This is a genomic window from Erwinia pyrifoliae DSM 12163 (assembly GCF_000026985.1).
GTDB lineage: Bacteria > Pseudomonadota > Gammaproteobacteria > Enterobacterales > Enterobacteriaceae > Erwinia > Erwinia pyrifoliae.
Map to the genome: position 1 here is coordinate 3393478 of NC_017390.1, position 26052 is coordinate 3419529.

Here is a 26052-nt window from a genome sequence, read left to right on the forward strand (position 1 = left end):
AAAGCCCTTAACGGGCGATCGGTTTTTCCGCCGCCACCTGCACCGCATAATGGGCATTGATGTAATCGACGTCCCGCGCCACCCGATCGCGGTCACCACAAAATACGAAGGATCCCAGCGAATCCTTGTAGCAGTGAAATTCACCTGATGCGACATCGCCAACGGCGGGTACCTGATGGATCCTCAGGGTGGGCATGTTGTCGAGCGGGGGCAGAGCAACCCCGGTAACATACAGCGCCTCAGTTGCCAGGTGCTTTTTAGGGAAGGTCATATAACCAAATGCCTCTTCCTTACGCTGGACAGCGATCGCGTCATTCAGCCCCAGCTGCGCAGCAAGATGGATAAACTTCAGATCCAGCCCATATACCATGTCGATCATTTCGACAATGGCTGCACCTCCCGGACGCCAGGCGATTTCCAACAGCTCCGGATCTGCACCTGAATCAGCGAACGCTTCTATATGGTAAACCCCCTCGGGCGCATCAAAGGCGGTTAACACGGCTTCAGTAAAGGCCCGCCAGCTACCGTCAATGGCCCGATCGTCAACCGACAGTACGCCTACCGGCTTTTCATGCAGGAAGCCAAGCGGCGTGCCCAGATATTCGCCGACGGAAATAAACGCCAGCTCACCGTTAAGTACCACACAGTCAATATGGTGAATGGTGCCGGGGTTGTACTGTTCAATAAAGCACTGCTTTTCATCCATATCGCGGTATTCGGCCAGCCAATCAACGTCCATCGCATAAAGCTGCTCCGCGTCAGTGATGATCTTGATCCCCACCGAGCCAGCCATAGAACGGGGTTTAACAATAACCGGGTATTGCACACGGCCATTTTCAATGTCATCTAACGTGATTTCCCGCGCCGTCTTAATACCGGCCTGTAGCGCAATCTCTTTCATGCGCTTTTTATCACGGAACTTGCGCGCCACCTCACGAGTCAGGCCAGGCAGCGCCCAGAGATCGTTGGCTAAGGCGGCGGGATAAACGGAGAATTCATCGCTGGGAATGACCCGCGCGACATGATGCTGACGGGCGATATTATCCAGCATCGCCTCAATATCCGATGCAGCGGCAAAATCGCGCACGATGAAATTTTCGGGGCGTTTTAATTCATCACGGGCCACGCCGAGATAATCTTCTATCAGATAAATAACATGCCATCCCTCCAGCCCGTATCTTGCTTTCACGGCATCGACCGTGTTCGCGACATCCAGTTCGGAAGAGACGATCAGTAATGTTTGAGTTGGCTGCATTTCGAGGCCCTTGGTGCGTATCTGATTGAGATAAAAGCTTTCATCTGGCAGGGCAGCACGGCCCGGCTCGTTACCGTCAGCCAGCGGCTGACGGATATGTCGCATTAAGTCCTCAGATATAGCTTTTCAGGCTGCCGCTACGTTTGACATCCAGCGTGGCGCAGTGGAATGACCCGCCGAAGCTCTGGAAATGCTTGAACGGGCAGAGGATGGTTTTGAAGCCCCACTGACGGAAAGCGGAGATCAGCGCTTCTTCGTCTTCTTCGACGATGACGGTCTTTTCATCCAGCATCAGGACATTGGTGTGGATCCAGTTGGACGACATGTATAAGGGGTGATCGTCCGGCAGATTAGAGGCCGGCGGAGTGAGGATCTCCCAGTCTTTGAAAATATCCGGGATCTGCGGCACCCAGCCTTTGTTGATTAATACGCGACCCGGTGCTAACGGCAGGATCGTTGTATCGATGTGCATCGGGGCCGGCTCTTCAAACTCGTAGATATGGACGCGATAATCCGGCCCCAGGGCTCTGCGCAACCATTCAATCCCCTTCTTGTTGGTTGCATGACTGCGCTGGCCGATAATGTCCCGGCCCATCTTCATAAAGTCGGCCGCGTCGAAAAGCGGCTCAACTTCGGTGATGATCGAACGGAACGGGAATTCCTGTTCAAAGTCGAACTCCTTCTCCCACACATCGTCCGACAGCATCGGCTTGGGAGCAGCGATCCACTCGGCGCCACGCGTAAAATAGTCGTTCAGTATGTCGCGAAAGGCGAAGGTCTCGAAATAGCGGCTGCGCCATGACATCGGGACTTCGATGATTTTCTTGCCGATGGCAAAAAGACAGTCTCTTGGCATGGCGGAATAAAACGTTCCCCCGGTGGTAAAATGCGGCGTCATAATCGGCTGGTGGTGATTCGACTCATTGGGCCTTTTTACCCTGATTCCCTCGGCTTGCAGGATTTGAGCCAAGGTATCAACTTCTTGTCTGGCTTTGGCCAGCAGCTCTTGCGGAAAACGTTTACCGGAGTAAGTCTGGAAAAAATCACTGTTCTCTTTCGGGATGATGGCTTTTAAGCTTTTGTCCCAGTCTGGTACGCGAATATCATCCATGATCCCGACGATGACTTCTTCCAGCGGGTCCCATTCTGTATAGACTTCGACAGGGCTTTGACTCTCTGAAAAATAAGAGAATTCTTCTTTTTGATAATGCATATTTTCCCTTGAATTTATTGAGTTTATTCGAATGTTTCACCGAATAACTCTGTAATCTGGCGTTGACGAACAGAAGAGCAAGCACCATTAAAGGCCCCAGGCGTGTAAAGCCAACGCGGGTCAGGGTGATTGCAGACAGGCTATTTCAGCCGCTTTTGTGTGTGCTTTAGCGGGGTAGAGTTCCTGAGTCAGTTTTTTTCAGGACAAATCCGACCAGCTGAGATAAACGCCTGCTTTCTGATACGCGCGCCAGATACCCTTCCCTGGGCTGTCGGCGCATCAGTGCGCCCGGGGGATGCCGAACTGATCCAGTGTCGGATCGACATTATGGTCAAAACGCTTCTGCTCTTTATGCTTGTTCACCGCCCCGACGATGGAACTGATGCCGAAACCAATCGCCAGCACACCGTCAACAACCCAGCCCACCGGCCCTGCCGCCGCACCGATGGCGCTGGCCGCCGCCATGCCGCTGGCTTCTCCGGCCACCAGGCCGACCGCACGCCCTACCGCCATACCGGCCATGCGCCCGAAGCTGGCAGAAACACTCCTTCCAGCGCTTTTCAATGCGGTATCCACGCCCAGTTTTGCCAGTTCGCCGCCGCCGCGCACGCCGTCATAGATGGCTTTAGCCGCACCGGCCTTATCGCCGCTCGCTAACATTCCCGCCACGGAGAACAGCCCGGCAACGCCCGCCGCGCTGCCCATTCCGGTTTTCATCAGCCCCTTCATCCCGGTGAGCGGCGTGTCGGTTTTATTCAGGGCATTGAGGATCGCTTTACCGCTCATTTTCTTCACGTCCCCGGAGAGCAGACCAGCATCCTTTAAGGTTTTCAGCATGCCCACCCCCTTCTTGCCGACCTTCAGCGCGTCCATTACCGCCTCGGTATAGCCGTCCTCCTTCAGAGAGGTGACCTGCTGTGGCAATACCGCCTCATAAGCGCTCTTTTTTATATCGGACTGCGCCAGCAGCTGCAGCGGATCGGCATGCTTGTCTTTAATGTGATCCCTGACCCAACCGCCCTGGGCTATCTGTTGCTGCCAGGCATCGGTTAGCTGCTGACCCAGCGCGGGCTGTCTGGCGACAATCTCTTTTGCCGTAGGAACGCCATCCCCACGCAGCGCCTGCTGTAAGCTCAGTTCATCATCCAGCCGCAGCAGCGCATCACTGTAATCCGCCGGCGTCTTTTTGTCTTTCTGCCCGGCCTGCAAGCGCTGCATATCGTCGCTCAGCGTCTTGCCCGAGGCTATCTGACCATAACGCCTGTCGAGCGTCTGGCGCAGTCCAGGGTCGCCGTTTACCAACGCACGGCTCTGCGCCGGTACGGCCTTTTCCAGCCAGTCGTTCACTGACGGATCGTTTTGCAATTGGGCTATTTTTTCGTTCAGAGCCTGTTCGGTTTTTTGCGTATTATGCAGCTTGCGCCCGACCTGCACCGTTGCCAGAGTCTGTTGCAACTTCACCATCACCGCCGCTTTTTGCGCACCGCTGTAGTTTTCCGCATGGGTGAAGACATCCTTATCCAGATGTTTGATATCGACCCCGGAGGTGGCATTGACCAGCGATGCCTGGTTGATCAGGCTGGCAAAGGCGGCACCATCGGTCGGAGCCTGTTTCTTGATCCAGTTATCGATATTTTTCGTGTTGAAGCGGTTATCTGGCCCGTGCTGGGCGAGCTTCTTACCGCTGACGCCCCCCTGGTCAAGCTGCGCCAACAGACCCGGTGAGGCGAAACTGCGCGCCGCCTGACGCAGTGAACCGGCCAGCCCCGGATTTTGACCGACAAGGTTTTTCAGATCTTCCCCGGTCATATCCTTTCCCGCCTTGCCGTTTTCCAGCGCGGCGACCCGCACCAGCGGCTCGTTGGCACGCAGCGTTGCCGCCTCCATCACCATCTGCCGCGAGCCTTCATCGGCATCCGGGTGTTTTTTCAGAAAATCATTAATGTCGCGATCTGCCGCATCACGCGCCTTGCTCATCCGCTTGATAAAGCCCTGGTAATCGGCGCGCGTCACTTTTCCGTCCGGATTATCGCCGTGCTTACCTGCATCAATGGCATTTTTCAGCGCCGGATTGGCGTCGATATAGGCCTGGGCGTGCTGAGCATCTGGCCCGCCGGCCAGCACCATCTGCGCCGCAGCCAGCGGGCGGTTAAGCTCTTTTTCCGCCTGCAGGCACTGTCCGGGCGCAAGGTGAGCCACCATCGGCTGCCATTTTTCCAATTTGTCAGGTGATGACAGGGGCGAATTATCGAGAAAATCGGCTGAATTTTCTGCGCTGGACGACGAGCCGGATGCTGTTGCCACCGTCGGGCTGTTTGCCTGTGGCGGCGCCTTTACGCCAGCGGAGGGCTTCGCTGCCTCCCCGCGCTGTGCGCTGGCCGCTTGCAGGATGGCTTTGATCAACCCGGTTAAGGTAGCAGCCACCACCGCATCCCGTGGTTGACCGGGCGCGGAACCGAACTGGATATCCTGCCCCGAAGGCGCTTTTGCCGCCGACTGCGGCGCTGCTGTCTCCGGCGATACAGGTGTGCTGTGGCTGTAAGAAGGCGGTGTAGACGAAATGCGCATCCTGAATTCCCTCAAAAAGGCCATATGGCCTGTCACGACGACCGTTTTTTACCGGATATTGTGTCGTCTGGCGGAGTTTTGAGTTCCAAAAGAAATCACGATGACAGCAAACAGAACCTATAAGCATTCGACATGCACACTTATGACTGCCAGCCCGATGCTGGCAGTCAAAAAATGGGGTTTATGGCGCGGTGAAAAATTGCGCGCCGCTGCCAATTTTGCAATTCCAGCTGACGGGGGAAAAGACCTTTTCCTGCTGCTCGCCGGGGAATGAAGCCGTGGTGGGGTATCTTTTGGTTTCGATAAGCAGATGGTTATCCGGCATGATTTTATAACGGGTAAACTCCACCTGCGGCGCGCCTTCTTTATCGCTTAGCCGCTGATGATAGTCAGAAAAGACGATGTATTTATCATCGGGAATAAGGAAGCTGGCGATCTGCAGCCCGCCGATCATTTTAAGGCTGCGCGGTTTGCCATCGCGCTGGCCTTCACAACGGTCGAATGTCGTCACCATCGTGACCGGTTTGCCGATGCTCAAGGCTGATTTGACCGCCTGATAATCATTAAGCGGGGTGGGTAATGCGGCAAGAGCAGTCACGGAGTAACTGCATGCACCCGCTAACAGAGCGGAAAGAAGTGTTTTTCTGATCATTAAATACAGGCTCCAGTAAAGGGAATAGCATTTTCAGTAACAAATACGATCATAAAATTAGCCTGAAAAAGGGAGCGATGCAATATTCTCAGATCATGCGGCAAGCCCCGGATAAATAATCAAAAAAGACGCCACGTCAACATTAAATGAAGCCATTTTGCTCTTCCAGCCCTGTTTCATATCGTACTCAATTTTATTTATGGCATTCCACTTGCTTTGTGGAACTTTTCTCTGCCCGTCACCACTCGGTGGCACCTGAAGCGATGATGACTCTTTTTTATTTATCAGCGCCCGCCCGGCTGCGGCAACACAAAAAATCGGCTATCTTGGTCTGGATGTCATTTAATCCAATGCAAGGAGCTTCGGTGATGAAAAAGACACTTATTGCACTATTCCTCTCTTTCACAATGCTGTCCGCTTACGCACAAAGCGACCTTACCGTCAGCAGTCTGGCAACCCACAACGAGACAAAAGCCGCATTTGAAAAGATGGTGGGAAAACATCCGTTGCCCAGGTGGGTAACGGAAGGCGGAACCCATTCGCAGAACCGGCAGGTCAATATTGACGGTAAGCATTTCCTGGTGTTAAACGCCTGCAAGCCGCATGACTGCGCGGCGCAGAATATTGCCGTGCTTTACTCTGCTGAAGCCAAAAAAATGGCCGGCGTGTTTTCTACCCGGGATGACAAAGCATCCAGTCAAACGCTGATTTGGCTGAATATGGATGACGACCTGTCCATTGATGGTAAGACGGTGCTCCTGGCTGCCCTGACGGGAAGTCTTGAAAACCACCCGGACCAGTTCAACTTTAAATAATCCTTTCATGCGGGTGACAGAATGCCGTTCTGTCACCCGCGTTTTCCTATTTTGACTCGTCCAGCGCCTGTAGGATCTGCCAGGCGGCCGCTATGCGTTGCGGATTAGGGTAATTTTTGTTGGCCAGCATCACAATGCCCAACTGCTTTTCGGGAATAAAAGCAATATAGGCACCAAAGCCGTTAGTACTGCCGGTTTTATGTACCCAGGATGAAGCAACGGCGGATTGAGGGGCTTTCAACGCGGTAGCTGGCCTTGCTTTCAGTGCGATATCATTACTGCTGTCGGCAATCACCCCAGCAGGGGAAATCGGCCAGTTCACCATTTCCCATCCCAGCCCCTGGTACATGTTGCCGACGCGGTAATAACGCCTTTGCGCGCTGGCGATAGCCATTGCTAATCCCTTGTTGTCAGAAGATAAGCTCGCCGGATTGATGTTTGCCTGCATATATTTCACCATATCCCCGGTGCTGGATTTCACCCCATAGGCTTCAGCGCCCAACATCCCCGGCGTGACGCGCACCGGCTGCCCGTCCTGATAACCCCACGCATAATCGGCCTGTGCCGAGGGCGGAACCGTGATAAAAGTCTGGGTTAACTTCAGCGGCTGAAACACCGATTTATTCAGGTAGTCAGCAAAGCTTAACCCGCTGTTCTTCACCGCCAGCGCGCCAAACAGGCCAATGCTGGCATTGGAATAATGACGCATGGTGCCTGCTGGCCACTGCGGCTGCCACTGCTGAAAATAGTGTTGCAGAGAAGCTGTATCGGTGACCTCATCCGGCAGCTGCAGCGGCAGGCCGCCTGCGGTGTAGGTCGCCAGATTAAGCAGGGTTATCTTCTGCCACTGCGCGCCGTTAAGTTCAGGACAGTGCTGCGCCACTCTGTCATTGAGATTAATCAGCCCGGTTTGCATGGCAACGCCGGCCGCCACCCCGGTAAAGGTTTTGCTCACCGAACCCAGTTCAAACAGGGTATGTTGCGTTACCGCCCGCTGATGCTCAGTTTCCGCCACGCCGTAGTTGAAAAACTGCGGCTGCCCCTTATACAACACCGCCACGGCCATGCCGGGAATGTGCTGCTTTTCCAGCAGGGGTTTGATGGTGTTATCCACCAGCCCGGTTAACTGCTGCTGCGTCATTGGGGCAGCAACGACGCTAAACCAGGGGGTTACGGCAAGTGTGGTGCACAGCAGAAGCCTATTGCGCGTTTTTTTCTTCATCGGGTCATTTTCCATTGGGTAACAGTAAGGAGGTTCCCTTCGCCGCGAAGTGTGAACGGATTGACCTGCGGTGACAAACGATTATATTTAGCAGCAGATAATAGAAAAACTTACACGAGTGATCCTGATGCGTTCATATATCCCGCTGAATTCGCTGCGAGCCTTTGAAGCGGCTGCCCGATTATTAAGTTTTACTAAGGCTTCCAGAGAATTGAACGTGACGCATGCCGCCATCAGTCAGCAGGTGAAGGCGCTGGAACAACACCTGAAATGTCAGCTGTTTATCCGTATCTCACGGGGCCTGATGCTGACCGCTGAAGGAGAAAGCCTGCTGCCGATCCTCAACGAATCCTTTGATCGCATTGCCAGTACGCTGGATCGTTTCTCCGACGGTCAGATGCGCGAAAAGATGAAAATTGGCGTGGTCGGCACGTTCGCCGTTGGCTGGCTGCTGGCGCGCTTGGCGGATTTTCGCCGCCTGCATCCACATATTGACCTGCTGCTGTCAACGCACAATAACCACGTTGATAGCCTGGCCGAAGGTCTGGATTACGCGATACGTTATGGCAACGGTGCCTGGCAAGGCACAGCGTCGCACTTTCTGTGCGATGCGCCGCTTTCCCCGCTGTGTTGCCCGGCGCTGGGCGCACAGCTGCGCGCGCCGGGCGATCTGCATAGCTTTACCCTGCTGCGCTCTTATCGCCGCGATGAGTGGTCCACCTGGTTTTCTGCAGCAGGTGAACGCATCCCCTCTCCCTCCCAACACATCATGATGTTCGACTCGTCGCTGACCATGCTGGAGGCTGCGCAGGCAGGGGCGGGGATTGCGCTGGCACCGCCGACGATGTTTAGCCATCTGCTGAACAGCGGGCGCATCGTGCAGCCGTTCAGCCAAAGCGTCAGCCTGGGCGGATACTGGCTAACCCGCCTGCAATCGCGCACCGAAACCGCCGCCATGCGTGATTTTCGTGCATGGCTGCTGGCAACAATAGCGACTGAAAGTTCGTCCCGCCCTTGTGGTTAGCCAGCGTGTTCGCGTCTTTTGTCGCGCTTCAGGCGATTTTCTCACCGGCTGCGGAATCAACCCATTGCGGGTTGCCTTAAATGTTGGCGGATATCTCGCACTGACGGGGGTTTTATCGGGCAATAAGGCTATTTTTATTGGACGCGCTGAAATTACTCGCGGCGATCCTCTAACTTAAGCGTTGCAGATTGGCTGTAGCTGTGCTCCTGTGAGCCATCGTGAGGAATTTCTTTTTGTTCTGAAATGCTTTCAGAATCAAATGTGTCCTTATTATGACAAAGAATATGTGCTGCATCCGTAAAATAGAATAGTTCTTCTTTTGCGCTTGCAATAGGTGAACAGTTCGCCGGACATGTCAGTTCATTGAAGAAATCGTTTGCACGATTTTGCAAGTGAGTAGTGTGTTTTTCTACGCCGTTTGCATCATTTATCCTTAGGCTAGACATTAGCTTATTTGCTGTATTCTTTACATTCAGATAAAGGAACTTTTGCCTATATGTAAGTTCAGGTGAACTATTTTTAACCTGTTTTAATTTTTTAAAAATGCGCGACCATGATTAAGTCCGTTGTTTCCTGTGGAGGAGCAGAACGAAATATGGGTGTTAAGCAATTAAAAAGATTAGGATAAATCATATTACAGTTCACTTTTTTAACTTATTTGAGAAACCAGTGTAAATTTATTTTTCTGTCATAAATATCAAAAAGCGCTTAGCGCTTTCGGCATAGCCGTCGTTTTCAAATTTTACGGATGCGCAATAACAGCATAAAGAAAGCGTGGCGCAGCCTGCAGCTTATGGATAAGGGCGTAGCGCATTTTTGCGTATTCGCGTTATTCGTCTACGGTATAGAACCCCAACAGAAGTAGCCCTGCTGCACCAGTGAGATCTTTATCACAACGTTCAGCCCTTCAGCCCGCCAGCAAAACCGCTTAGCCAATTATCCCGCCGATTGCAGCCGATCTTTGCCACCATAAAAACTTTATCAACACGCATTTCCGATCGCTCAGCCTTTTCTTTAAAACGGGGTTGCCAGTGAATAAAAATAGTATTTTTAATCATTTACCCTGGGCAATACTCGCCAATATTGATGCCTGCTGCCTGGCAGTGGTTGCTCTGCGGCATGGCTGCTGGCCGGAGCGGTACAGGACTTTATGCTGCTGTTTATCTCTTCACGCCGCAATGGCACATCGCTCGGCGAGATAATCAAAAATGAGACGGGCGCCGTACCCGGTACTATTGCGCTATTCGGCCGTTTTCCGATCGTGATTATTATCCTCGCGGTACTGGCGCTGATTGTAGTGAAGACACTGGCGGAAAGTCCGTGGGGCGTATTTACCGCGTGCGCTACGCTGCCGATTGCCCTGTGTATGGGCGTTTTTATGCGCTTTATCCGCCCCGGACGCGTGGGCGAAATGTCACGAGTACCGGGCAAAAGTGGCCGCTGGTGGTGCCAATCACATCGCCAGCGAGATCGCCCGGGTGTTAGCTGATAGCATCCTCAATATGCAGGCCCTAACAGGTGCCCATAACGCAAAAAAATTGAGAAGGAGATATAGCACAACAGCTTATGCGGCAGGCGCACCGTCACCTGCATCAACGGGATAAACAGGCGAGTTTTGTTCATCAGCCTGGCAATAACCAGTAACACACACATCTGCCATAACAGCAGTAAAATAAAGGTCAACTCATACATTGTCTGCGACTCTATATTTCCTGCAGCAGGCCACATAGCCTGGCTGCTGCGATGTTGCTTTCCGACAGTTAACGAAATGCGAGCGGGTACGATAACTATTCAGCCAAACCGCTATACTGCCTTGCTATCCGGCCATCACTCAACGCCTGGGCGATCGCAGCCGTCGCCGGGTTTTAAAATATAATATTAATAAAAAATTAATATAAATAATAATTAACTATAAAAAACCGAAAGGCACCGAGTAAAGAATTGAAAAAAAATTCTGCGCCATCGCTTTACATGGTACAAGAGCGGGGTGTTAAACTACCGAGGACAATTTCCTTTCCGCACCGACGAGAAGCAACAATGCGGATAAGTTGTAAAAATTATGGACAATAAGAGCAAGGCCTGGCAAAAACGTTCTCTCTCTCTGTTCTCTTTCGCTTTTAATCCTTCCGGTGAACAACACTGGCGCAACGCGCTTTAGTCACGCTTCCAGCTGTCATTTCATGTTGCTCAGGCTGCCTGCTGGTTTTTTTCCGGCACGGCGCGTTATTACGTTATTTCGCGGAAGATAAATCATGATTTACTGGTTATTACTGGCACTGGCGATTGCACTTGAAATCACCGGCACCCTGTTTATGAAGTGGTCCAGCGTTAGCGGTAATCCACTGGGATATGTGGTGATGTTGCTGGCGATCGCACTGTCTTATATTGCCCTTTCCGTTTCGATTAAAAAAATTGCCATGGGCGTTGCCTACGCCATGTGGGAAGGGGTGGGGCTGCTGTTTATTACGCTGTTCAGCGTGCTGCTGTTTGAAGAGTCATTTTCGCTGGTCAAAATGGCCGGCCTGGTCACCCTGGTGGCGGGCATCGCCCTGATCAAATCCGGCACGCACAGCAGGAGGCAGCATGTCAGCGTTTGAGTGGATACACGGAGCCTGGCTGGCGGCAGCGGTGGCGCTGGAAATTGTCGCCAATATCTTTCTTAAATTCTCCAACGGCTTTCAGCGCAAGGTTTACGGCATGCTGTCATTGCTGGCGGTACTTGCCGCCTTTAGCGCGCTGTCGCAGGCGGTGGAAGGCATTGATCTTTCCGTTGCCTACGCGCTGTGGGGCGGTTTCGGCATTGTTGCCACCATCGGCGCGGGCTGGATACTGTTCGGCCAGCGCCTGAATGGTAAAGGCTGGGCTGGCGTACTGCTGCTGCTGATCGGCATGGCGATCGTTAAACTCGCCTGAAGTCGCGTAATTGCTCTGGCACCGCCCATTTATTCAGGTGCACTGACTTTGGCTAAGCTGTAAAGTCGTGGCAGGGATAAATCACCACTGCCGGGACGTCAGCCATGAGACAAAAAAAAGCCACGCTAATCGGGTTAATCGCCATCCTGTTATGGAGCGCTATTGTTGGGCTGATACGCAGCGTTAGCGAAGGATTAGGAGCCGTAGGCGGGGCCGCGATGATTTATACGCTTAGCGCCCTGTTGTTGATGCTAACGGTCGGCTTTCCCAGGATAAAAACCTTTCCACGCTGCTATCTGTTGGTCGGCAGTCTGCTGTTCGTCAGCTACGAACTCTGCCTGTCGCTTTCGCTCGGCTATGCCCGCAGCGACAATCAGGCCATCGAGGTTGGCATGGTAAATTATCTCTGGCCCAGCCTGACCGTACTGTTTAGCGTGCTCGTCACCCGGCAAACATGCAGCCTGCTGATTATTCCAGGAATACTCGCCTCACTGACCGGCATCTGCCTGGTGCTGGCAGGCGATCGCGCCCTGTCGCTGACTGAAATAGCTCATAACGTCGCTTCTGAGCCGCTCAGTTACGGGCTGGCGTTGGCCGGGGCGCTTATCTGGGCGGTGTATTGCGTACTGACGCAAAAAATAGCCCGGGGCAGTAACGGAATCACGTTGTTTTTTATGTTGACCGCGCTGGTGCTGTGGGTGAAATACGGCTGCGCACCGCAGCCGGAAATGACCTTCAGCCTGCCGGTAATGGTCAATCTCGGGCTGGCGGCAATGGCGATGGGCTTCGGCTACGCCGCGTGGAATACCGGTATCCTGCACGGCAATGTTACCGTGCTGGCGACGGCGTCCTACTTTATTCCGGTGATTTCAGCGCTGCTGGCGGCTTTTTTGCTCAACGCCAGCCTGTCGGTTAGCTTCTGGCAGGGTGCTGGTATGATCAGTATGGGATCGCTACTGTGCTGGTGGTCGGCTCGCGGTAAAACGCAGGCAGCGGATTAAACGCCTGTGCACGGGAAGAACTCCGGCAGCAGGATCTGCGGGTGACAGCCCCCTTTTCTTTTGCGTCAAAAGAAGAGCAATAATCCGTTAGCCGAAGGTTCATCAATTCCATCCTGATGGTTTTCAATCGATACCGCTGGCCACATCTCTTATGTCACTGTGGGCCATTTTCATTACTGCTCGCCGATTTTGCTTACCAGTCGCCAGATCCCCGACATGGGAATCCCTAATCACAGTGGCAGCCTGGCGGGCCAATCTGTGATCCAACCGATTCACAACCTGGCGGCACAATGCGGCTGAACGGCTTCAACATTCATCAGAATCACGCTTGTGGGCTGAAAATCAGGCGATAATTACCCGCATACCTGACGGGAGAAGGTTAACCGGATGGCTTGATAAATATGCAGAAAAAGGCAGAATTAACCGAAAAATCACCAATTCAAAGAAGATACCTTTCATTATGACCTTAAGCCTGCCAGAAATGAAGATTCTTGCTCTGTTGCAAAAAGATGCACGTATTACTAATCAGACGCTGGCCGACGAGATTGGTATGTCGGCATCACCCTGCTGGCGAAAAGTGCGCAAACTGGAAGACGATAAGGTCATTCAGGGGTATCGCGCCGTATTGAATCGCAAGAAAATTGGCCTCGGTGTCATGGTGTTTGTGCGCGTGTCAATCGACAGCCATAGCGAAACGCAGGCGCGCAGATTCGAACAGGAGGTGATGGCGCTGGAGGCGGTGATAGCCTGTTACAGCATCGGCGGTGATGCCGACTTTTTGTTACAGGTGGTAGCCGGGGATCTCGATGCCTATGCCGATTTTTCCATGACGGTATTACGCCGCCTGACGGGGATCAAAGCGATGCAAAGCATGTTTGTTATGAAGGAAATTAAGCCGCTTGCCAGCTACCCGATCAAAGCCACTCTTTGACATGCCCTCTCACAGCGCGAGGGTTTGGGCCATAAAGCGCATACTGGACATTTTACCGTGCAGGTTTATTCGCATAATGCCCCCTGTTTTCGCCCACGGATAAACTGGCATGAAAAGGCGCTTCCCACGGTTAATTCTCACCGTTATCGCCCTGTTACTGGGGTGGTTCCCGTTGCGTACGCCAGCGCATGATGCACATCACGACGATGCAACCTGTGCGGCAGTAGTGGTTCCTGGCCCCCCGAACAACGCGCAGGATTTTACCGAGAAACTGCGTGCGGTGATGGTCAGCGAAAACAACGCCTGGTCGCTAAAACAGGTGGCCTGTGACGATCGCCTGGGCCAGCTATCGATAGCACGATATAAACCACTCAGTGACGGGCAGAAAGAGAAGTCGGCTAAAAACATCGACAGCTATATCACCGCGATGCAGGCAGCTTAACGTTGCTCCGGCGAGGCGGAACAACGCTAAGCTGCCGGTTATGCGTCTCCGCCATTTCCCATACCAGCAGTAACCAACCCACCATCAGGCGGCCACGCAGCACATTGCCATTAGCCCCGGGCGAGTCCTCATCAGTAGTGCGGTACGACCGATCATCGATGGGGTGTTCCGAGGCTAAACTCGCTGCCGGTCTCTTGCATCATCTATTATCTGCTGATGCTGGCGTTGAGTGATCGGGTCATCGCCTCCGCGTTTGATTACCGGCCGTGCGCTGCGGGCAAAAGCCGGCAAGAAATTCTGCCCCCCCATCCCCTGCGAGAAGAAAGCTATTTGCCGACCCGCCAGGGGCCAGGAGCCACCGAATCGCGAACCATCAGGTGGCCGTCGATCGCTGACAGCGGTTCGCTGGACTGCCCGTCCAGCATCAGAACCAGTTTCTCCAGGGTATGCTTGATCATCTCACCGACCGGCACATGCACCGTGGTGAGCGGCGGCTCAAAGAAAGACGCCATCGGGATATCATCAAAGCTGAGCAGCGAAACATCCTGTGGGATGCGCTTTCCGGCACGGCGCAGCGCACGCACGGCACCCATCGCCATATCGTCGTTGCTCGCGACCAGGGCGGTAAACTGTGCGCCGTACGCCAGCAGTTCCTTCGCCGCCGCATAGCCGCTTTGCAGTGTCCATTCACCCTGCACCACCAGCTGCTCATCCGGCACAATATGATGCGCCCGTAATGCCTGAAGATAACCGTTAAAGCGGCTAAGCCCGGTTGGCGAGCCTGATGCACCGCTGATAAAAGCGATGTCACGGTGCCCCCGAGCCACCAGATAATTAACAGCCTCAAAACTGTTTTTCTCATGGGCGGCAATCACGCAGTGCGCGGGATGTTTTTCCAGCTGCCGATTAACCACAATGATCGGCTTGCGGGTTTGCGCAATAATGTCATCCAGCTCGGCCGTATTCAGGAAGCGTGGGTAAATAATAATCGCATCGCAGCGTAAATCGAGAAGAAACTCGATAGCCTGCCGCTCCTGACGTGCATCATGCTTACCATCGGCAAGAAGTAACTGGCGACCGTGCTGTTCGGTCACGGTCGCGGCCTGGAATAATAATTCACTAAAGTAGGGGCCGTTATACAGGGTGTTGGTCACCACCAGCCCAATATGTTGTGATTTGCTGGTTGCCAAATTGCGCGCCAATAAATTAGGCCGATAGCCGGTCTCTTCAATCGCTTTAAATACCCGATCGTGAGTGGTTTTACTGACATAATTATTTCCCGCTAATACCCTGGAAACGGTCGCTTTAGAAACGCCTGCTTTTTTTGCAACGTCCAGCATGGTAATCATCATAGCATCCTGAAGGATAAATCATGGCCGCCATAATAGCCTGTTTCGCTTTATTGCCCAACCTAATATATTAACACTTTGAAATTAATAGCATTATTTTCATCTAACCATATGAAATAGCGCAAAAAACAGACAATTTATCGCCAATTAGTCGGTTCAATTCATATCGGAATTTTATAATTAACATCAATTTTTTATAGCGATGGAGCGTGGGTTTTAGCCCTCTTTTATAAAGGCTTCCCACCGTTTGAGATCGTGCTCACAGAACAAATCAAATAATATGAAACCGGTTGCAGAGGCAGGGCTTTTTCAGCTATTGATATACAAAACAGACCGGAGACCCACCATGAATAAAATCTTACTCTGTTGCGCCGCAGGCATGTCCACCAGCATGGTAGTACAACGCATGGAAAAAGCGGCAAAGGAAAAAAACATCGCGGTTGAGATTAACGCGGTGGGTCTTGACGAATTTAACGAACAGATCGGCGCGTGCGACTGCTGTTTGCTTGGCCCACAGATCAAATATAAACTGGCAGACTTTACCCCGCTGGCGGGGGAGCTGAATAAACCCATCGCGGTGATCAATACCATGGATTACGGCATGATGAACGGCGAGAAGATACTGGCTGAAGCCCTGTCGATGATTGAGAATGCCAGGGTCGTCCAATGAGCAGCCTGAGCGAGAGCCTGTTTGCCGTTATTGAAAACCGCATCGGCCCTGTTGCTGCACGTTTATCCAGCCAGCGCCACGTTGTGGCCATCAAAGACGGCTTTGTCTCTTCGATGCCGTTTCTGATTGTCGGCTCGTTTATGCTGCTGTTTGCTCATCCGCCGTTTGCTGCTGATAGTCAGTGGGCGTTTGCCCAATGGTGGCTGGAAATGGTCGATCGTCACATGGCGAAAATCATGATGCCCTATAACATGACGATGGGCATTATGGCGGTGTATATCGCTGCCGCTATCGCCTACAACCTCGCCATCAGCTATAAGATGAACGGCTTTATGGCCGCATGCCTGGCGCTGATGTCATTCCTGGTGGTGGCCGCACCGCAGAGCAACAGCGCTATCCCGGTCGGCTCTCTGGGTGGGGAAGGTATTTTTACCGCGATTCTGGTCAGCCTTTATTCCACCGAACTGATGCACTTGCTGCAAAAGCATCATATTGGCATTAAGCTACCGGCGCAGGTTCCGCCCAAAATACGTCAGTCATTTGACCTGCTCATCCCTATCCTCGCCATTTTCCTGACGCTGTTCCCGCTGAGCCTGCTGATTCAGGATCAGTTCGGCATGCTGCTGCCACAGGCGATTATGGCCGTATTTAAACCGCTCATTTCTGCGTCTGATTCCCTGCCTGCGGTACTGATTGCCGTATTACTGTGCCACCTGCTGTGGTTCGCCGGCATCCACGGGGCGGCGATCGTCGGCGGTATTTTGCAAGCATTCTGGCTCACCAACCTCGGCATTAATCAGCAGGCATTAAACAGCGCAGAACCTGTTAGCCAGATCTTTATCGGGCCGTTCTGGCAATTTTTTATCGTCGTCGGCGGTTCCGGTTCGACCATGGGCCTGGTGTTCCTCTACCTGCGTAGCCGTTCGGCGCATTTACGCTCCATTGCCAAACTGGGCCTGGTTCCGGGCATGTTTAATATCAATGAGCCGATTATCTTCGGCTCTCCGCTAGTGATGAACCCACTGCTGTTTATTCCCTTTATCACCGCTCCTCTGGTGAATGCGGTTATCGCCTGGATCGCCACCCGCACCGATATGGTGAACCATGTCGTGTCACTTGCGCCCTGGACTACGCCCGGCCCGATCGGTGCCGCGTGGTCCACCGGCTGGGACTATCGCGCGGTGATTCTGGTCGGCGTACTGATAGTCATTTCAACGCTGATTTATTATCCGTTTTTCAAAATGTATGAACGCCAGTTGTTACAACAGGAACAGCCCGCTGCGGCTGAAAACAAACTGAACGCGGTGGAGAGCTGATGATGGATATGGAAACAACGGTGATGGAGCTGATTATTCAGGCTGGTGAAGCACGTTCCTGTGCGATGCAGGCGCTGCGCGCTGCGCGCAGTTATGACTGGCCGGAGGCGGCTCGGCAGCTGGCGGCCGCAACCACCGCCGCCAGGGCTGCGCACAAGATCCAGACCGCGCTTATCGGGGCAGATGAAGGGGTTGGCAAGGTGCCGGTGAACCTGATTCTGGTGCATGCTCAGGATCACCTGATGAACGCCATGCTGTGCCGCGAACTGGCGGAAGAGATCGTCATTCTTCACCGCGAGATGCAGGCGTTGAAACAGGTAAAGGGTAACCAACCAGCACCTGAGGCCATCCGATCGTGAGAGCTGCCTTCATCATTCAGCATGTGATTTCGTTATTCTGCGCCCTTCCCTGGGGCTTTCGATGAGAAGCATGCCCTTCGAACTGCCAGCTTTAACCTGCCACAGATCGGTCTGGGCAGACGTTTCATTAAACTTCTCTTCGCGCCTCAACAGGTGCGGCTTTTTTTAAACGTGGTTAATCTCACCAGAAAGGAAAGGTTATGTCATTACCAAACGATTTTTTATGGGGCGGCGCGGTGGCGGCGCACCAGGTTGAAGGCGGCTGGGACCAGGGCGGTAAAGGCCCGAGCATTGTCGACGTGCTGTCCGGCGGCGCACACGGCGTGGACCGCGTCATTACCGACGGTATTGATGCAGCGCATCAATATCCTAACCATCTGGCGGTGGATTTCTATCACCGTTACAAAGAAGATATCGCGCTGTTTGCCGAAATGGGCTTTAAGTGTTTCCGCACCTCGATTGCCTGGACGCGCATCTTCCCACAGGGAGACGAGCTGGAGCCGAACGAAGCCGGCCTCCAGTTCTACGACGATCTGTTTGACGAGCTGCTGAAATACAATATTGAACCGGTAATCACTCTTTCGCACTTCGAGATGCCACAGCATTTGGTGAAAGAGTACGGCGGCTGGCTGAATCGCAAGGTGGTTGATTTCTTTGTGCGCTACAGCGAAGTGGTGCTGAAACGCTATCAGCACAAAGTGAAATACTGGATGACCTTTAACGAGATCAATAACCAGCGCAACTGGCGTTATCCGTTGTTCGGCTACTGCAACTCCGGGGTGATTTTCACCGATCATGAGAAGCCAGAGCAGGCGATGTACCAGGTGCTGCATCATCAGTTTGTCGCCAGCGCCCGGGTGGTCAAGCTGGGCCACCAGATTAACCCCGATCTGAAAATCGGCTGTATGTTGGCGATTGTGCCGCTCTATCCCTGGTCATGCCACCCGGACGATGTGATGTTCGCCCAGCAAGCGATGCGCGAACGCCATCTGTTCGGCGATGTGCATCTGCGCGGCTACTACCCGTCTTATATTGTCAAAGAGTGGCAGCGCAAAGGTTATCAGATCGAGATGCAGCCCGGTGACGAGCAGGCGCTGCGCGAGGGCTGCGCCGACTATCTGGGCTTTAGCTATTATATGAGTAACGCGGTGCAGTTCTCGGCCAAGGACAGCGACGATGGCCGCCATATTGAAGGCTTCCCCGGCAGCCGCCCGAATCCGCATGTGAAGGCATCCGACTGGGGCTGGCAGATCGATCCGGTCGGCCTGCGCTACACGCTGAATGCCTTCTGGGAACGCTATCAGAAGCCGATGTTTATCGTGGAAAACGGCTTTGGCGCTTATGACAAGGCAGAAGCCGATGGCCAGATCAACGACGATTACCGCATCGCCTATTTGCAGGCGCATATCGAGCAGATGAAAATCGCCGTGCTGGAAGACGGCGTGGAGCTGATGGGCTACACCCCGTGGGGCTGCATTGACTGCGTTTCCTTTACCACCGGCCAGTACGACAAGCGCTACGGATTTATCCACGTCAATAAAAACGACGACGGCAGCGGCGACCTGGCGCGCTCAAAGAAAAAGAGCTTTAACTGGTACAAGCAGGTGATTGCCAGCAACGGCGAGGATTTGTGATTCGTTGTTATGACATTGCTATCGACTAAATAGTCCCCGCCAGATTGGGTCGCATTTATGCGCCAGTCGCTGCGGTCATTGATTGTGCAGGAAGCATGAAGTGGCAGATCACCACTTCATGCTTCTTAATGATCCGTTCAATAACGGGCAGCCTTACTGCCCGCCCTGCAAGACGGAAGCGTGTTAAAACCCAATCGCCGCACCGGCAGGTCGACGTATGTCATTTGCTCCATACAGATAACCGGGCCTTAACTGACCAGAGACGGCCGAATCATTGCCTGAATCGGCCGCTTTTTCATTCTCATTCAGCACAGGGGCCACCATAATCAGTTCAGTGGCTCCCCACGGCGTCTGCTCGGTCATTTTATAGCCGCGCTGGCGCAGCAGTTTCAGGGTATCAAACGACAGTCCACGCTGTTCATAATAGACTTCATCCGGTAACCACTGATGATGGATCCGTGGCGCATCGACCGCTTCCTGCGGCAACATGCCGTAATCAATGATATTCAGCGCGGCCTGTAGTGAAGCCGTGATGATGCGCGAGCCGCCGGGGGATCCGAGAACTAAAAACACCTTGTTACCACGCGTAACAATGGTCGGCGACATGGAGGAAAGTGGACGTTTTCCCGGTGCGATGGCGTTGCTGGCTCCCTGCACCAGGCCAAACATGTTTTTTTCACCGATTTTGGTGGTGAAGTCGTCCATTTCATCATTGAGGAAAAAGCCGGTGCCGGGCGCCATGACCACGGCACCGAACCGTCCGTTGACCGTGTAGGTGGTCGAAACCGCATTACCTTGCCCGTCAACCACCGAATAGTGGGTCGTCTCCGGGCGTTCGCCGGTGACCTGTTTATTTTCAGGCAGCTTAGACGGGGTGGCATCCGTTTGATGAATACTACGCCGCATCCGATCCGCATATGCCGTGCTCAACAGTTTATCCAGCGGATTATTGATAAAGGCCGGATCGCCCAGTGAATTATTGCGGTCAAAGTAGGCAATACGCATCGCTTCCGTCATGACGTGTACCGAGTCGGCAGAATTAAACCCGAGGGCGCGCATATCATAGCCGGCCATGATATTGACCATTTCGCACAGCGCTACGCCGCCTGAACTGGGGGGCGGGGAGGAGATAAATTCGTAGCCCCGGTACTGACAGCGCAACGGCGCGCTTTCGCTGACGCGGTAATCAGCAAAGTCCTTCGCGGTGATGATGCCGCCACCTTTTGCTGCGGCAGCCTCTACACGCTGAGGAATGGGTGAGTGATAGAAATAATCCGTACCTGACTGAGAAATATGGCTTAAGGTCAAGGCCAGTTCGGGTTGTTTCAGGCGATCGCCGGGCTGGAGCGGGGTGCCGTCGGCGCGCAAAAACCAGCGCGCCGCCTGTGCATCCTGACGGAAGCGATTGACGGTGGTATCCAGAATATCGGTATCCGCCCGCGTTAATACAAACCCCTCCTGCGCCAGTTTTATTGCCGGGGCCATCACCTGTTGGCGGCTCAGCTTGCCGTAATGCGCCTGTGCATAATCCAGCCCCATGACCGTGCCGGGAACGGCAACCGAGGAGTAACCATGCAGGCTGGCGTCAGAACGGACTTGACCCTTGTCATCAAGATACATATCAGCACGGGCAGCGGCCGGGGCTGTTTCACGGAAATTGATAAAAGTCTCTTTACCACCGGCAAGGTGGATAAGCATAAATCCGCCGCCGCCAATATTGCCGCAGCAGGGGTTCACCACCGCCTGAGCATAACCCACGGCAACGGCGGCATCGATGGCATTGCCGCCTTGTTTCAGGATGTCTACCCCAACCTGAGAGGCAATCGCCTGCGAGCTAACGACCATCCCGTGGCGGGCCTCAACGGCAGGAGCGGAAGCCGCCTGAGCGTGAAGGGTGTAAATAGCACCGTACGCCAGTAAAAAACGTAAAAGGAACTTGCGTGACATGAAATGAAATCTCTTTATTTTGCACAATATGCAGAGCGCTAATGCGCTAAGCATATAATAAATAATATTTTTACAGCTTCTCAGACTCTGCAACCGTCAGATACCCACGATACTGTGAGCCGTCAAGCGTATGCATTCCCTCAAATAGCGTTTGGCTGTCGACCCACACCCAGGGATGTTGCGTATTGGATACGTCCATCATCAGGAATGAATCTGATTTAGCATCATAAGCCCCTAAAGGCGAAAAGTGCCCGTCGCCTTTCTGCCCGATGGCGCTACGCAAAAAGTTTACGATGACAAAGGAATCGGGCTGCTTCAGCGCGGCAATAATCTCATTCTTCATCTTATCCTGCTGCCCGATGTCATCGACAGCAACCGCATTCACCCTTAATCCGGCATTAGTCAACAGCCGGCGCTCATCTTCAAGATGCAGGCCGTAATCAGACTGCGCGCCAGCAGCTTCTGGCTTGCCGAAAATTTCAATTCGCGGTTTGCTGCTGTAGGCAACAACGCTGTTCTGGGTATAACGATTCCAGAACGGAAGCCAGCCGTTCTTTTTCGGGAACCAGGCACGGTCCCCGGTGGCTATTGAGCTGGTATCAGGTTGTATTGGCTTATTTTCATGCAGACGTAACGCATTGAGTACGATAGTTGCCGATGCAACGCCGCAATAGACTTTATTACTTTGACCTTCAAATTGCGGAGCCAGCGCAAAGAAATCCTGCTTAACGTCGGCCTGCGATAACCGCTTAATCCCCTCGGAACTTTCCCAGTCAACAATCTGACTAAAACCACTGGCGGGCATCAGAAAACATGCCAGAAGAGCGGTAACAAAAACTTTTTTCATTATTAATTTTCTCAAATTATTTATTAAGCAGGCCGTCATTCCCGGCCTGACAGATATTTTCAGCAGGTTACACCCGGCAAAAACTATTTCAGTAATTGATAATAAGTCGGGTTATCATCGCACTGACCGCCGCCACATTGCAGTACCGTGGAAGAAAGATTGGCCACCAAAATCAGGGCATAAATAATCATAAGGAATCTCTGTGTGAAAGATTTAATAACAACGGGTGCTGTAGCAGCATCTGGCGTGATCATTAACGTCACGGCCACGCCAATAATGATCGCCACGGCCAGAATTAAACTCCATGTATACAAATGTATGCCGAGGAACGGCAGCCCATAGCCGGTATCACCAGGCGTGATATGCAGGAAAACATGTCGGGTGGCGACTGCGGCCAGCGCTAAGGCACCGATAATCACCATGCCATAATGCAACTTTCTGTTGCCAAAATAGAGATTAAAAAGCAGCCCCGTCCCCGTCAGCAGTAAAGCCGCGCGTTGCAGCAGGCAAAGTGGGCATGGCAGATCGTAAAACCTTAGCTGAAAATAAAATGCGCAGAGTAAAGCAACAATAACCGGAATAAGCATAATCATATTCAGCGGGCGGGAAAAATCTTTTTTAACAGATGATTGCATAGTGACCTCTAGAACGAAAGAAGAAGCGCATCGGTGGCATGAAATTTCAACCACGCGAGGATAATAATCAGGTCTGCGAACCAAAACAGATAAGCCAGCTTTCTTTTTCCCGCGAGCGTACTAAAAACAATGCCTGCGCCTATTAAAAAGGGTAAATACATATACATGTACGACTCCATTAGTGAGAATAATCATCCAGATCCAGTTTCATCTTCCCCTGACAGCGTGTCGGGTAATACCCCATAGCCTATCAATTGAAACGCTGAACCAGAGGAATGGCGGTGAGTGGCTGAAAGTATCATGTGGTTCCTTGAGAGGGGATAATAAATTGGGCATAATGAAGAATTCAGAATTACCTGATTATGCAGCCATGATAAGCGAGGTGATTATGCCGACGTTATGTCACAAGGAACGATGCGGAATAATGGCTGAAACGACAAGCACAGGCGGGAAAAATCATTGGCTATGGGAGGATGCCCGCCCCGAATGCGGAGCTAGTAGCATCAACAGATCTGGCGATGGCGTTGGCTCAGCAAATCACGCCTTACTTCCCCCCGGCTTACCTGTTCCGCGATGCAGATCCTGAATCCGCTTCATCGACTTCATGTTTTTTTGCGGCGCGGCTGGATGCCGAAATTGGGTCTGGTCTATAAAGCGGCGCCAAACGTGGCCATGGGCCGACCGAAACCAGAGGTCGATGCTGGCTTATCTGAAATGATGCGTGAAAACAGCACGGCAAAGGCGATATCCCGCTGATATTTATCCATGGCAAACCACATCCTCATTTCCTTAAACCCGAGCCGATGCAGATTAAACTTGCAGGCAGACCGTAAACAGCCAAATAATCTGCGTTTAGCGCTTGCAATGGGATCATTTAACATTCAGTGGTAACGACATGATTTGAATATCAAATAACCCGGGATGTATTTGATATTTTCAAGTGCGATGCCTGCATGCCATTGGAAATAATAGAAAGCATTTAATCATGCGTTTTGGCGTTTAAATGACTACAATTATTTATGTCGGGCCGCCCCCCTTTGCTGCGCGCCAGCGGCGCGTACGGCAACAACGTTCGACGGGACAGGGGAAAAAGAGCGCTGCGACTTATGTAGCCCCAGAACAAGGTGAGTTGAATTCGCCCTGATGAATACTATTTCTTGCTCACAATACCATTAAAGAGCATTGATTCTCATTTCGTTATGAGTCGCCTGTTCTTTAATAAGAATGGTTATCAAACTTATTCAAAAACGTGAACCAGATGGTTTTAATGATGGAATGATTATCAATTACCACAAATAACCATGACGTGGATATTAAATTAGCCAAAGCTATAATTAAGCGTTTTTATTTGCGCTGAACATGTGCATAATGCACCGAAATCGCCTGTTTAATATCGCCCAATATGGGTAAAGGAGTCACCATGCTGACTAATGAAATGACCGCTCAGTTGAATGATCAGCTTAATCTGGAGTTCTATTCTGCCAACCTGTACCTGCAGATGAGCGCGTGGTGCAATGACAAAGGTTTCGAGGGCGCTGCCGCTTTCCTGCGCGAACACTCGGCAGAAGAGATGCAGCATATGCAGCGTCTGTTTAACTACCTGAGCGATACCGGCGCGATGCCGGTGCTGGGCACCATTGATGCCCCCCCGGTTACCTTTAATTCTTTGAACGAAGTACTGGAGCAGGCTTATCAGCATGAGCAGCTGATTACCCTTAAAATTAATGAGCTGGCGCACTCCGCTATGACCACTCAGGATTACTCAACCTTTAACTTCCTGCAGTGGTATGTCGCCGAGCAGCATGAAGAAGAGAAGCTGTTTAAATCCGTGCTGGATAAACTGGCGCTGGTGGGTAACAGCGGTCAGGCGCTATTCTTCGTTGATAAAGATTTGAAGAAAATGAGCGAACCCGGCGCGCATCCTCACCAGGCATAACCCTTCAGGGTTATGCCTGCCTGTCACCGTAAACCAGTAAAAAGGGCGACCGCTCTTTTATGATGCAGCCAGGTTTATCCCGCCGTCGCCGGCAGCGTCACCCAGTAGCCTGGCTGATAGTCAATCGGCAAGAAACGCTGGTAAAATTCGCGGAAGGTCGCATCCGGGTCAATATCCTTAAATAGCTCCGGATGCAGCCATTTCGCCAACGCCTGAATAGCGACGAACTGATACGGGCTGTCGTAGAACTGATGCCAGATGGCATGCGCATTGCCATTGGTCGCAACCGGTAAAGTGCGGAACGCCGGGCGCGCCATAAGTGCGGTTAAACGTTGGCGGGCAACGGTTAAATCCGCACCCGGCCCGACGCCAACCCAGCCGCCTGCGGTATTGTAGTTTTTCCAGTTAGCGCCGGTGACCACCACCACATCCGGGCGCGCGGCAATAATCTGTTCCGGGTTAAGCATGCCGAAAGTGCCGGGGATCAGCCCTTTGGCGATATTAATACCGCCGGCTACGGCCACCATACGGCCAAAGTTCTCATCACCAAATGACATGCAGCACTCTTCCGTATAGCCTCCCGCACGATCCAGCATCACTTTCGGGCGCTGGCCCTGGAAGTTTTTCAGCCGGTCGGTGACGATGTCGATCTGACGTTGGCGGAAAGCGATGATCTCTTCAGCACGCGCTGATTTACCCACCAGTTGCCCCATGATCCGGATACTTTTTTCCGCATTTTCAAAGGGTTTTTCACGGAAGTCGATAAAGACCACCGGAATGCCCAATTTACTGAGTTTCTCGGTCAGTCTGGACTCATCGGTGGCGGCTTTAGATTCAAGATTCATCAGCACCAGGTCGGGCTTCAGCGTCAGCGCCTGTTCGATGTTAAAGGTGCCATCCTTCGCTCCGCCAAAGGTCGGCAAGGCGGTAATAGACGGATATTTCTTGGCATAAATCTGATAGCTGTCGAAATCGGCCTTCGGCAAATCGTCACGCCAGCCGACCACGCGCTTGAACGGCGCATCGGTATCAAAAGCAGCCAGCAGATAGATCTGCCGCCCTTCACCGAGGATCACCCGCTGTACTTCGGATTTAATCTCGACTTTACGTCCGCTGACATCTTCCACCATAAACGGTGCTGCCAGCAAAGTGGCTGACGTCAGTAAACCGCCAGCCAGAATCAATACCTTACCCCAGAGTGTCATAGCTAACCCCGCAAAAGAAAATGATTATTATTATCAGTTTCGAGCCTGAACAGGCGATGCTACGACGAATAAAAAGTAATGACAATATGTGTCAGAAAATTTCTTAAGGTATCCACCG

The 26052-nt window shown here is 52.5% G+C and carries 25 protein-coding genes and 2 pseudogenes; 13 read left to right on the forward strand and 14 right to left on the reverse strand.

The genetic code is table 11. The features are described 5' to 3' along the window. Positions 1-7: 7 nt before the first annotated feature. The 4 genes from EPYR_RS15515 to EPYR_RS15530 form a co-directional block, all read right to left on the reverse strand. Positions 8-1255: an ATP-grasp domain-containing protein gene (locus tag EPYR_RS15515; protein WP_012669327.1), complete on the reverse strand. Its 1248-nt coding sequence runs from the start codon at positions 1253-1255 to the stop codon at positions 8-10. 112 nt (positions 1256-1367) lie between these two features. Next, the gene (locus EPYR_RS15520; RefSeq protein ID WP_012669328.1) at positions 1368-2468 is read right to left on the reverse strand and encodes an amidinotransferase; all 1101 of its coding nucleotides are present in this window, start codon (positions 2466-2468) and stop codon (positions 1368-1370) included. A 279-nt stretch (positions 2469-2747) separates the two neighbouring features. Further along, on the reverse strand, positions 2748-5036 hold the full coding sequence (locus EPYR_RS15525) for a type III effector HrpK domain-containing protein (protein ID WP_012669329.1): 2289 nt from the start codon (positions 5034-5036) through the stop codon (positions 2748-2750). Between the two features lie 181 nt (positions 5037-5217). Beyond that, on the reverse strand, positions 5218-5688 hold the full coding sequence (locus tag EPYR_RS15530; protein ID WP_012669330.1) for a VirK family protein: 471 nt from the start codon (positions 5686-5688) through the stop codon (positions 5218-5220). Between the two features lie 368 nt (positions 5689-6056). On the opposite strand from EPYR_RS15530, the gene ivy reads away from it, so the two are divergent. Continuing rightward, positions 6057-6503: an Ivy family C-type lysozyme inhibitor gene (gene ivy / locus EPYR_RS15535; protein WP_012669331.1), complete on the forward strand. Its 447-nt coding sequence runs from the start codon at positions 6057-6059 to the stop codon at positions 6501-6503. Between the two features lie 46 nt (positions 6504-6549). On the opposite strand, the gene ampC is transcribed toward ivy, so the two are convergent. Continuing rightward, the gene (gene ampC / locus EPYR_RS15540) at positions 6550-7725 is read right to left on the reverse strand and encodes a class C beta-lactamase (protein ID WP_012669332.1); all 1176 of its coding nucleotides are present in this window, start codon (positions 7723-7725) and stop codon (positions 6550-6552) included. Between the two features lie 124 nt (positions 7726-7849). On the opposite strand from ampC, the gene ampR reads away from it, so the two are divergent. Continuing rightward, positions 7850-8749: a LysR family transcriptional regulator AmpR gene (gene ampR, locus EPYR_RS15545; protein ID WP_104945186.1), complete on the forward strand. Its 900-nt coding sequence runs from the start codon at positions 7850-7852 to the stop codon at positions 8747-8749. A gap of 152 nt (positions 8750-8901) precedes the next feature. Here the strand turns inward: ampR and EPYR_RS19595 are convergent, their stop codons facing one another. Both EPYR_RS19595 and EPYR_RS20815 read right to left on the reverse strand, forming a co-directional pair. Next, the gene (locus EPYR_RS19595) at positions 8902-9195 is read right to left on the reverse strand and encodes a hypothetical protein (protein ID WP_012669334.1); all 294 of its coding nucleotides are present in this window, start codon (positions 9193-9195) and stop codon (positions 8902-8904) included. A 453-nt stretch (positions 9196-9648) separates the two neighbouring features. Further along, positions 9649-9807, reverse strand: coding sequence for a hypothetical protein (locus EPYR_RS20815; protein WP_014539477.1), 159 nt, complete (start codon positions 9805-9807; stop codon positions 9649-9651). A gap of 46 nt (positions 9808-9853) precedes the next feature. On the opposite strand from EPYR_RS20815, the pseudogene EPYR_RS15550 reads away from it, so the two are divergent. Then, positions 9854-10166: pseudogene (locus EPYR_RS15550) on the forward strand (carbon starvation CstA family protein); the annotation flags it as partial. 97 nt (positions 10167-10263) lie between these two features. Here the strand turns inward: EPYR_RS15550 and EPYR_RS20015 are convergent. After that, positions 10264-10441: pseudogene (locus EPYR_RS20015) on the reverse strand (autolysin sensor kinase); the annotation flags it as partial. A gap of 560 nt (positions 10442-11001) precedes the next feature. Here EPYR_RS20015 and mdtJ point away from each other — a divergent pair. From mdtJ to EPYR_RS15580, 5 genes are all read left to right on the forward strand, one after another. Next, the gene (gene mdtJ / locus EPYR_RS15560; RefSeq protein WP_012669337.1) at positions 11002-11346 is read left to right on the forward strand and encodes a multidrug/spermidine efflux SMR transporter subunit MdtJ; all 345 of its coding nucleotides are present in this window, start codon (positions 11002-11004) and stop codon (positions 11344-11346) included. Further along, positions 11333-11662, forward strand: coding sequence for a multidrug/spermidine efflux SMR transporter subunit MdtI (gene mdtI / locus EPYR_RS15565; RefSeq protein WP_012669338.1), 330 nt, complete (start codon positions 11333-11335; stop codon positions 11660-11662). Before mdtJ ends, mdtI begins: the two co-directional genes overlap by 14 nt. 104 nt (positions 11663-11766) lie before the next feature. Continuing rightward, positions 11767-12663, forward strand: a complete 897-nt coding sequence (yddG, locus tag EPYR_RS15570) for an aromatic amino acid DMT transporter YddG (protein ID WP_012669339.1) — start codon at positions 11767-11769, stop codon at positions 12661-12663. Between the two features lie 460 nt (positions 12664-13123). Then, positions 13124-13594, forward strand: coding sequence for an Lrp/AsnC family transcriptional regulator (locus tag EPYR_RS15575; RefSeq protein WP_012669340.1), 471 nt, complete (start codon positions 13124-13126; stop codon positions 13592-13594). A gap of 109 nt (positions 13595-13703) precedes the next feature. After that, complete coding sequence (locus tag EPYR_RS15580; RefSeq protein ID WP_012669341.1) at positions 13704-14036, forward strand: hypothetical protein; 333 nt, start codon at positions 13704-13706, stop codon at positions 14034-14036. Positions 14037-14362: 326 nt separating this feature from the next. On the opposite strand, the gene EPYR_RS15585 is transcribed toward EPYR_RS15580, so the two are convergent. Beyond that, positions 14363-15388, reverse strand: coding sequence for a LacI family DNA-binding transcriptional regulator (locus tag EPYR_RS15585; protein ID WP_041474047.1), 1026 nt, complete (start codon positions 15386-15388; stop codon positions 14363-14365). Between the two features lie 343 nt (positions 15389-15731). Here EPYR_RS15585 and EPYR_RS15590 point away from each other — a divergent pair, with 343 nt between their 5' ends. The 4 genes from EPYR_RS15590 to EPYR_RS15605 all read left to right on the forward strand — a co-directional run bounded on the left by EPYR_RS15590 (position 15732) and on the right by EPYR_RS15605 (position 19364). After that, positions 15732-16055 carry a PTS sugar transporter subunit IIB gene (locus tag EPYR_RS15590; protein WP_012669343.1) on the forward strand — a complete coding sequence of 108 codons (324 nt, stop codon included), beginning with the start codon at positions 15732-15734 and terminating at the stop codon, positions 16053-16055. Then, on the forward strand, positions 16052-17371 hold the full coding sequence (locus tag EPYR_RS15595) for a PTS cellobiose transporter subunit IIC (RefSeq protein ID WP_012669344.1): 1320 nt from the start codon (positions 16052-16054) through the stop codon (positions 17369-17371). The genes EPYR_RS15590 and EPYR_RS15595 overlap by 4 nt, the downstream gene beginning before the upstream one ends. 2 nt (positions 17372-17373) lie before the next feature. After that, positions 17374-17730 (forward strand): PTS lactose/cellobiose transporter subunit IIA, encoded by a 357-nt coding sequence (locus tag EPYR_RS15600; RefSeq protein WP_012669345.1) that lies wholly within the window; start codon positions 17374-17376, stop codon positions 17728-17730. 200 nt (positions 17731-17930) lie between these two features. Continuing rightward, positions 17931-19364 carry a 6-phospho-beta-glucosidase gene (locus tag EPYR_RS15605; RefSeq protein ID WP_012669346.1) on the forward strand — a complete coding sequence of 478 codons (1434 nt, stop codon included), beginning with the start codon at positions 17931-17933 and terminating at the stop codon, positions 19362-19364. A 183-nt stretch (positions 19365-19547) separates the two neighbouring features. Here the strand turns inward: EPYR_RS15605 and ggt are convergent, their stop codons facing one another. The 4 genes from ggt to EPYR_RS21190 all read right to left on the reverse strand — a co-directional run bounded on the left by ggt (position 19548) and on the right by EPYR_RS21190 (position 22972). Then, entirely contained in the window at positions 19548-21311 is a 1764-nt protein-coding gene (ggt, locus tag EPYR_RS15610) for a gamma-glutamyltransferase (RefSeq protein WP_012669347.1), read from the reverse strand. 70 nt (positions 21312-21381) lie between these two features. Then, positions 21382-22158, reverse strand: coding sequence for a phytochelatin synthase family protein (locus EPYR_RS15615; RefSeq protein ID WP_041474048.1), 777 nt, complete (start codon positions 22156-22158; stop codon positions 21382-21384). 83 nt (positions 22159-22241) lie between these two features. Beyond that, positions 22242-22793, reverse strand: coding sequence for a disulfide bond formation protein B (locus tag EPYR_RS15620; protein ID WP_012669349.1), 552 nt, complete (start codon positions 22791-22793; stop codon positions 22242-22244). A gap of 8 nt (positions 22794-22801) precedes the next feature. Further along, positions 22802-22972: a DUF5993 family protein gene (locus EPYR_RS21190; protein WP_311202354.1), complete on the reverse strand. Its 171-nt coding sequence runs from the start codon at positions 22970-22972 to the stop codon at positions 22802-22804. Positions 22973-24213: 1241 nt separating this feature from the next. Here EPYR_RS21190 and ftnA point away from each other — a divergent pair. Next, on the forward strand, positions 24214-24729 hold the full coding sequence (gene ftnA, locus EPYR_RS15630) for a non-heme ferritin (RefSeq protein ID WP_012669351.1): 516 nt from the start codon (positions 24214-24216) through the stop codon (positions 24727-24729). Between the two features lie 74 nt (positions 24730-24803). Here ftnA and EPYR_RS15635 read toward each other — a convergent pair whose 3' ends face one another. Continuing rightward, the gene (locus EPYR_RS15635; protein WP_012669352.1) at positions 24804-25934 is read right to left on the reverse strand and encodes an ABC transporter substrate-binding protein; all 1131 of its coding nucleotides are present in this window, start codon (positions 25932-25934) and stop codon (positions 24804-24806) included. Between the last annotated feature and the right edge of the window lie 118 nt (positions 25935-26052).

Excerpts from the sequence above, each read along its gene's own strand:
- EPYR_RS15595 (WP_012669344.1), top strand. The coding sequence starts at position 16,052 with ATGAGCAGCCTGAGCGAGAGCCTGTTTGCCGTTATTGAAAACCGCATC.
- EPYR_RS15615 (WP_041474048.1), bottom strand. The coding sequence starts at position 22,158 with ATGAAAAAAGTTTTTGTTACCGCTCTTCTGGCATGTTTTCTGATGCCC.
- ivy (WP_012669331.1), top strand. The coding sequence starts at position 6,057 with ATGAAAAAGACACTTATTGCACTATTCCTCTCTTTCACAATGCTGTCC.
- EPYR_RS15605 (WP_012669346.1), top strand. The coding sequence starts at position 17,931 with ATGTCATTACCAAACGATTTTTTATGGGGCGGCGCGGTGGCGGCGCAC.
- EPYR_RS15515 (WP_012669327.1), bottom strand. The coding sequence starts at position 1,255 with ATGCAGCCAACTCAAACATTACTGATCGTCTCTTCCGAACTGGATGTC.
- mdtJ (WP_012669337.1), top strand. The coding sequence starts at position 11,002 with ATGATTTACTGGTTATTACTGGCACTGGCGATTGCACTTGAAATCACC.
- EPYR_RS15585 (WP_041474047.1), bottom strand. The coding sequence starts at position 15,388 with ATGATGATTACCATGCTGGACGTTGCAAAAAAAGCAGGCGTTTCTAAA.
- EPYR_RS15635 (WP_012669352.1), bottom strand. The coding sequence starts at position 25,934 with ATGACACTCTGGGGTAAGGTATTGATTCTGGCTGGCGGTTTACTGACG.
- EPYR_RS15520 (WP_012669328.1), bottom strand. The coding sequence starts at position 2,468 with ATGCATTATCAAAAAGAAGAATTCTCTTATTTTTCAGAGAGTCAAAGC.
- yddG (WP_012669339.1), top strand. The coding sequence starts at position 11,767 with ATGAGACAAAAAAAAGCCACGCTAATCGGGTTAATCGCCATCCTGTTA.
- EPYR_RS15620 (WP_012669349.1), bottom strand. The coding sequence starts at position 22,793 with ATGCAATCATCTGTTAAAAAAGATTTTTCCCGCCCGCTGAATATGATT.
- EPYR_RS15600 (WP_012669345.1), top strand. The coding sequence starts at position 17,374 with ATGGATATGGAAACAACGGTGATGGAGCTGATTATTCAGGCTGGTGAA.
- EPYR_RS21190 (WP_311202354.1), bottom strand. The coding sequence starts at position 22,972 with ATGGAGTCGTACATGTATATGTATTTACCCTTTTTAATAGGCGCAGGC.
- ftnA (WP_012669351.1), top strand. The coding sequence starts at position 24,214 with ATGCTGACTAATGAAATGACCGCTCAGTTGAATGATCAGCTTAATCTG.
- EPYR_RS15530 (WP_012669330.1), bottom strand. The coding sequence starts at position 5,688 with ATGATCAGAAAAACACTTCTTTCCGCTCTGTTAGCGGGTGCATGCAGT.
- EPYR_RS19595 (WP_012669334.1), bottom strand. The coding sequence starts at position 9,195 with ATGTCTAGCCTAAGGATAAATGATGCAAACGGCGTAGAAAAACACACT.
- EPYR_RS15590 (WP_012669343.1), top strand. The coding sequence starts at position 15,732 with ATGAATAAAATCTTACTCTGTTGCGCCGCAGGCATGTCCACCAGCATG.
- ampC (WP_012669332.1), bottom strand. The coding sequence starts at position 7,725 with ATGAAGAAAAAAACGCGCAATAGGCTTCTGCTGTGCACCACACTTGCC.
- EPYR_RS15580 (WP_012669341.1), top strand. The coding sequence starts at position 13,704 with ATGAAAAGGCGCTTCCCACGGTTAATTCTCACCGTTATCGCCCTGTTA.
- mdtI (WP_012669338.1), top strand. The coding sequence starts at position 11,333 with ATGTCAGCGTTTGAGTGGATACACGGAGCCTGGCTGGCGGCAGCGGTG.
- EPYR_RS20815 (WP_014539477.1), bottom strand. The coding sequence starts at position 9,807 with ATGATTAAAAATACTATTTTTATTCACTGGCAACCCCGTTTTAAAGAA.
- ggt (WP_012669347.1), bottom strand. The coding sequence starts at position 21,311 with ATGTCACGCAAGTTCCTTTTACGTTTTTTACTGGCGTACGGTGCTATT.
- EPYR_RS15525 (WP_012669329.1), bottom strand. The coding sequence starts at position 5,036 with ATGCGCATTTCGTCTACACCGCCTTCTTACAGCCACAGCACACCTGTA.
- EPYR_RS15575 (WP_012669340.1), top strand. The coding sequence starts at position 13,124 with ATGACCTTAAGCCTGCCAGAAATGAAGATTCTTGCTCTGTTGCAAAAA.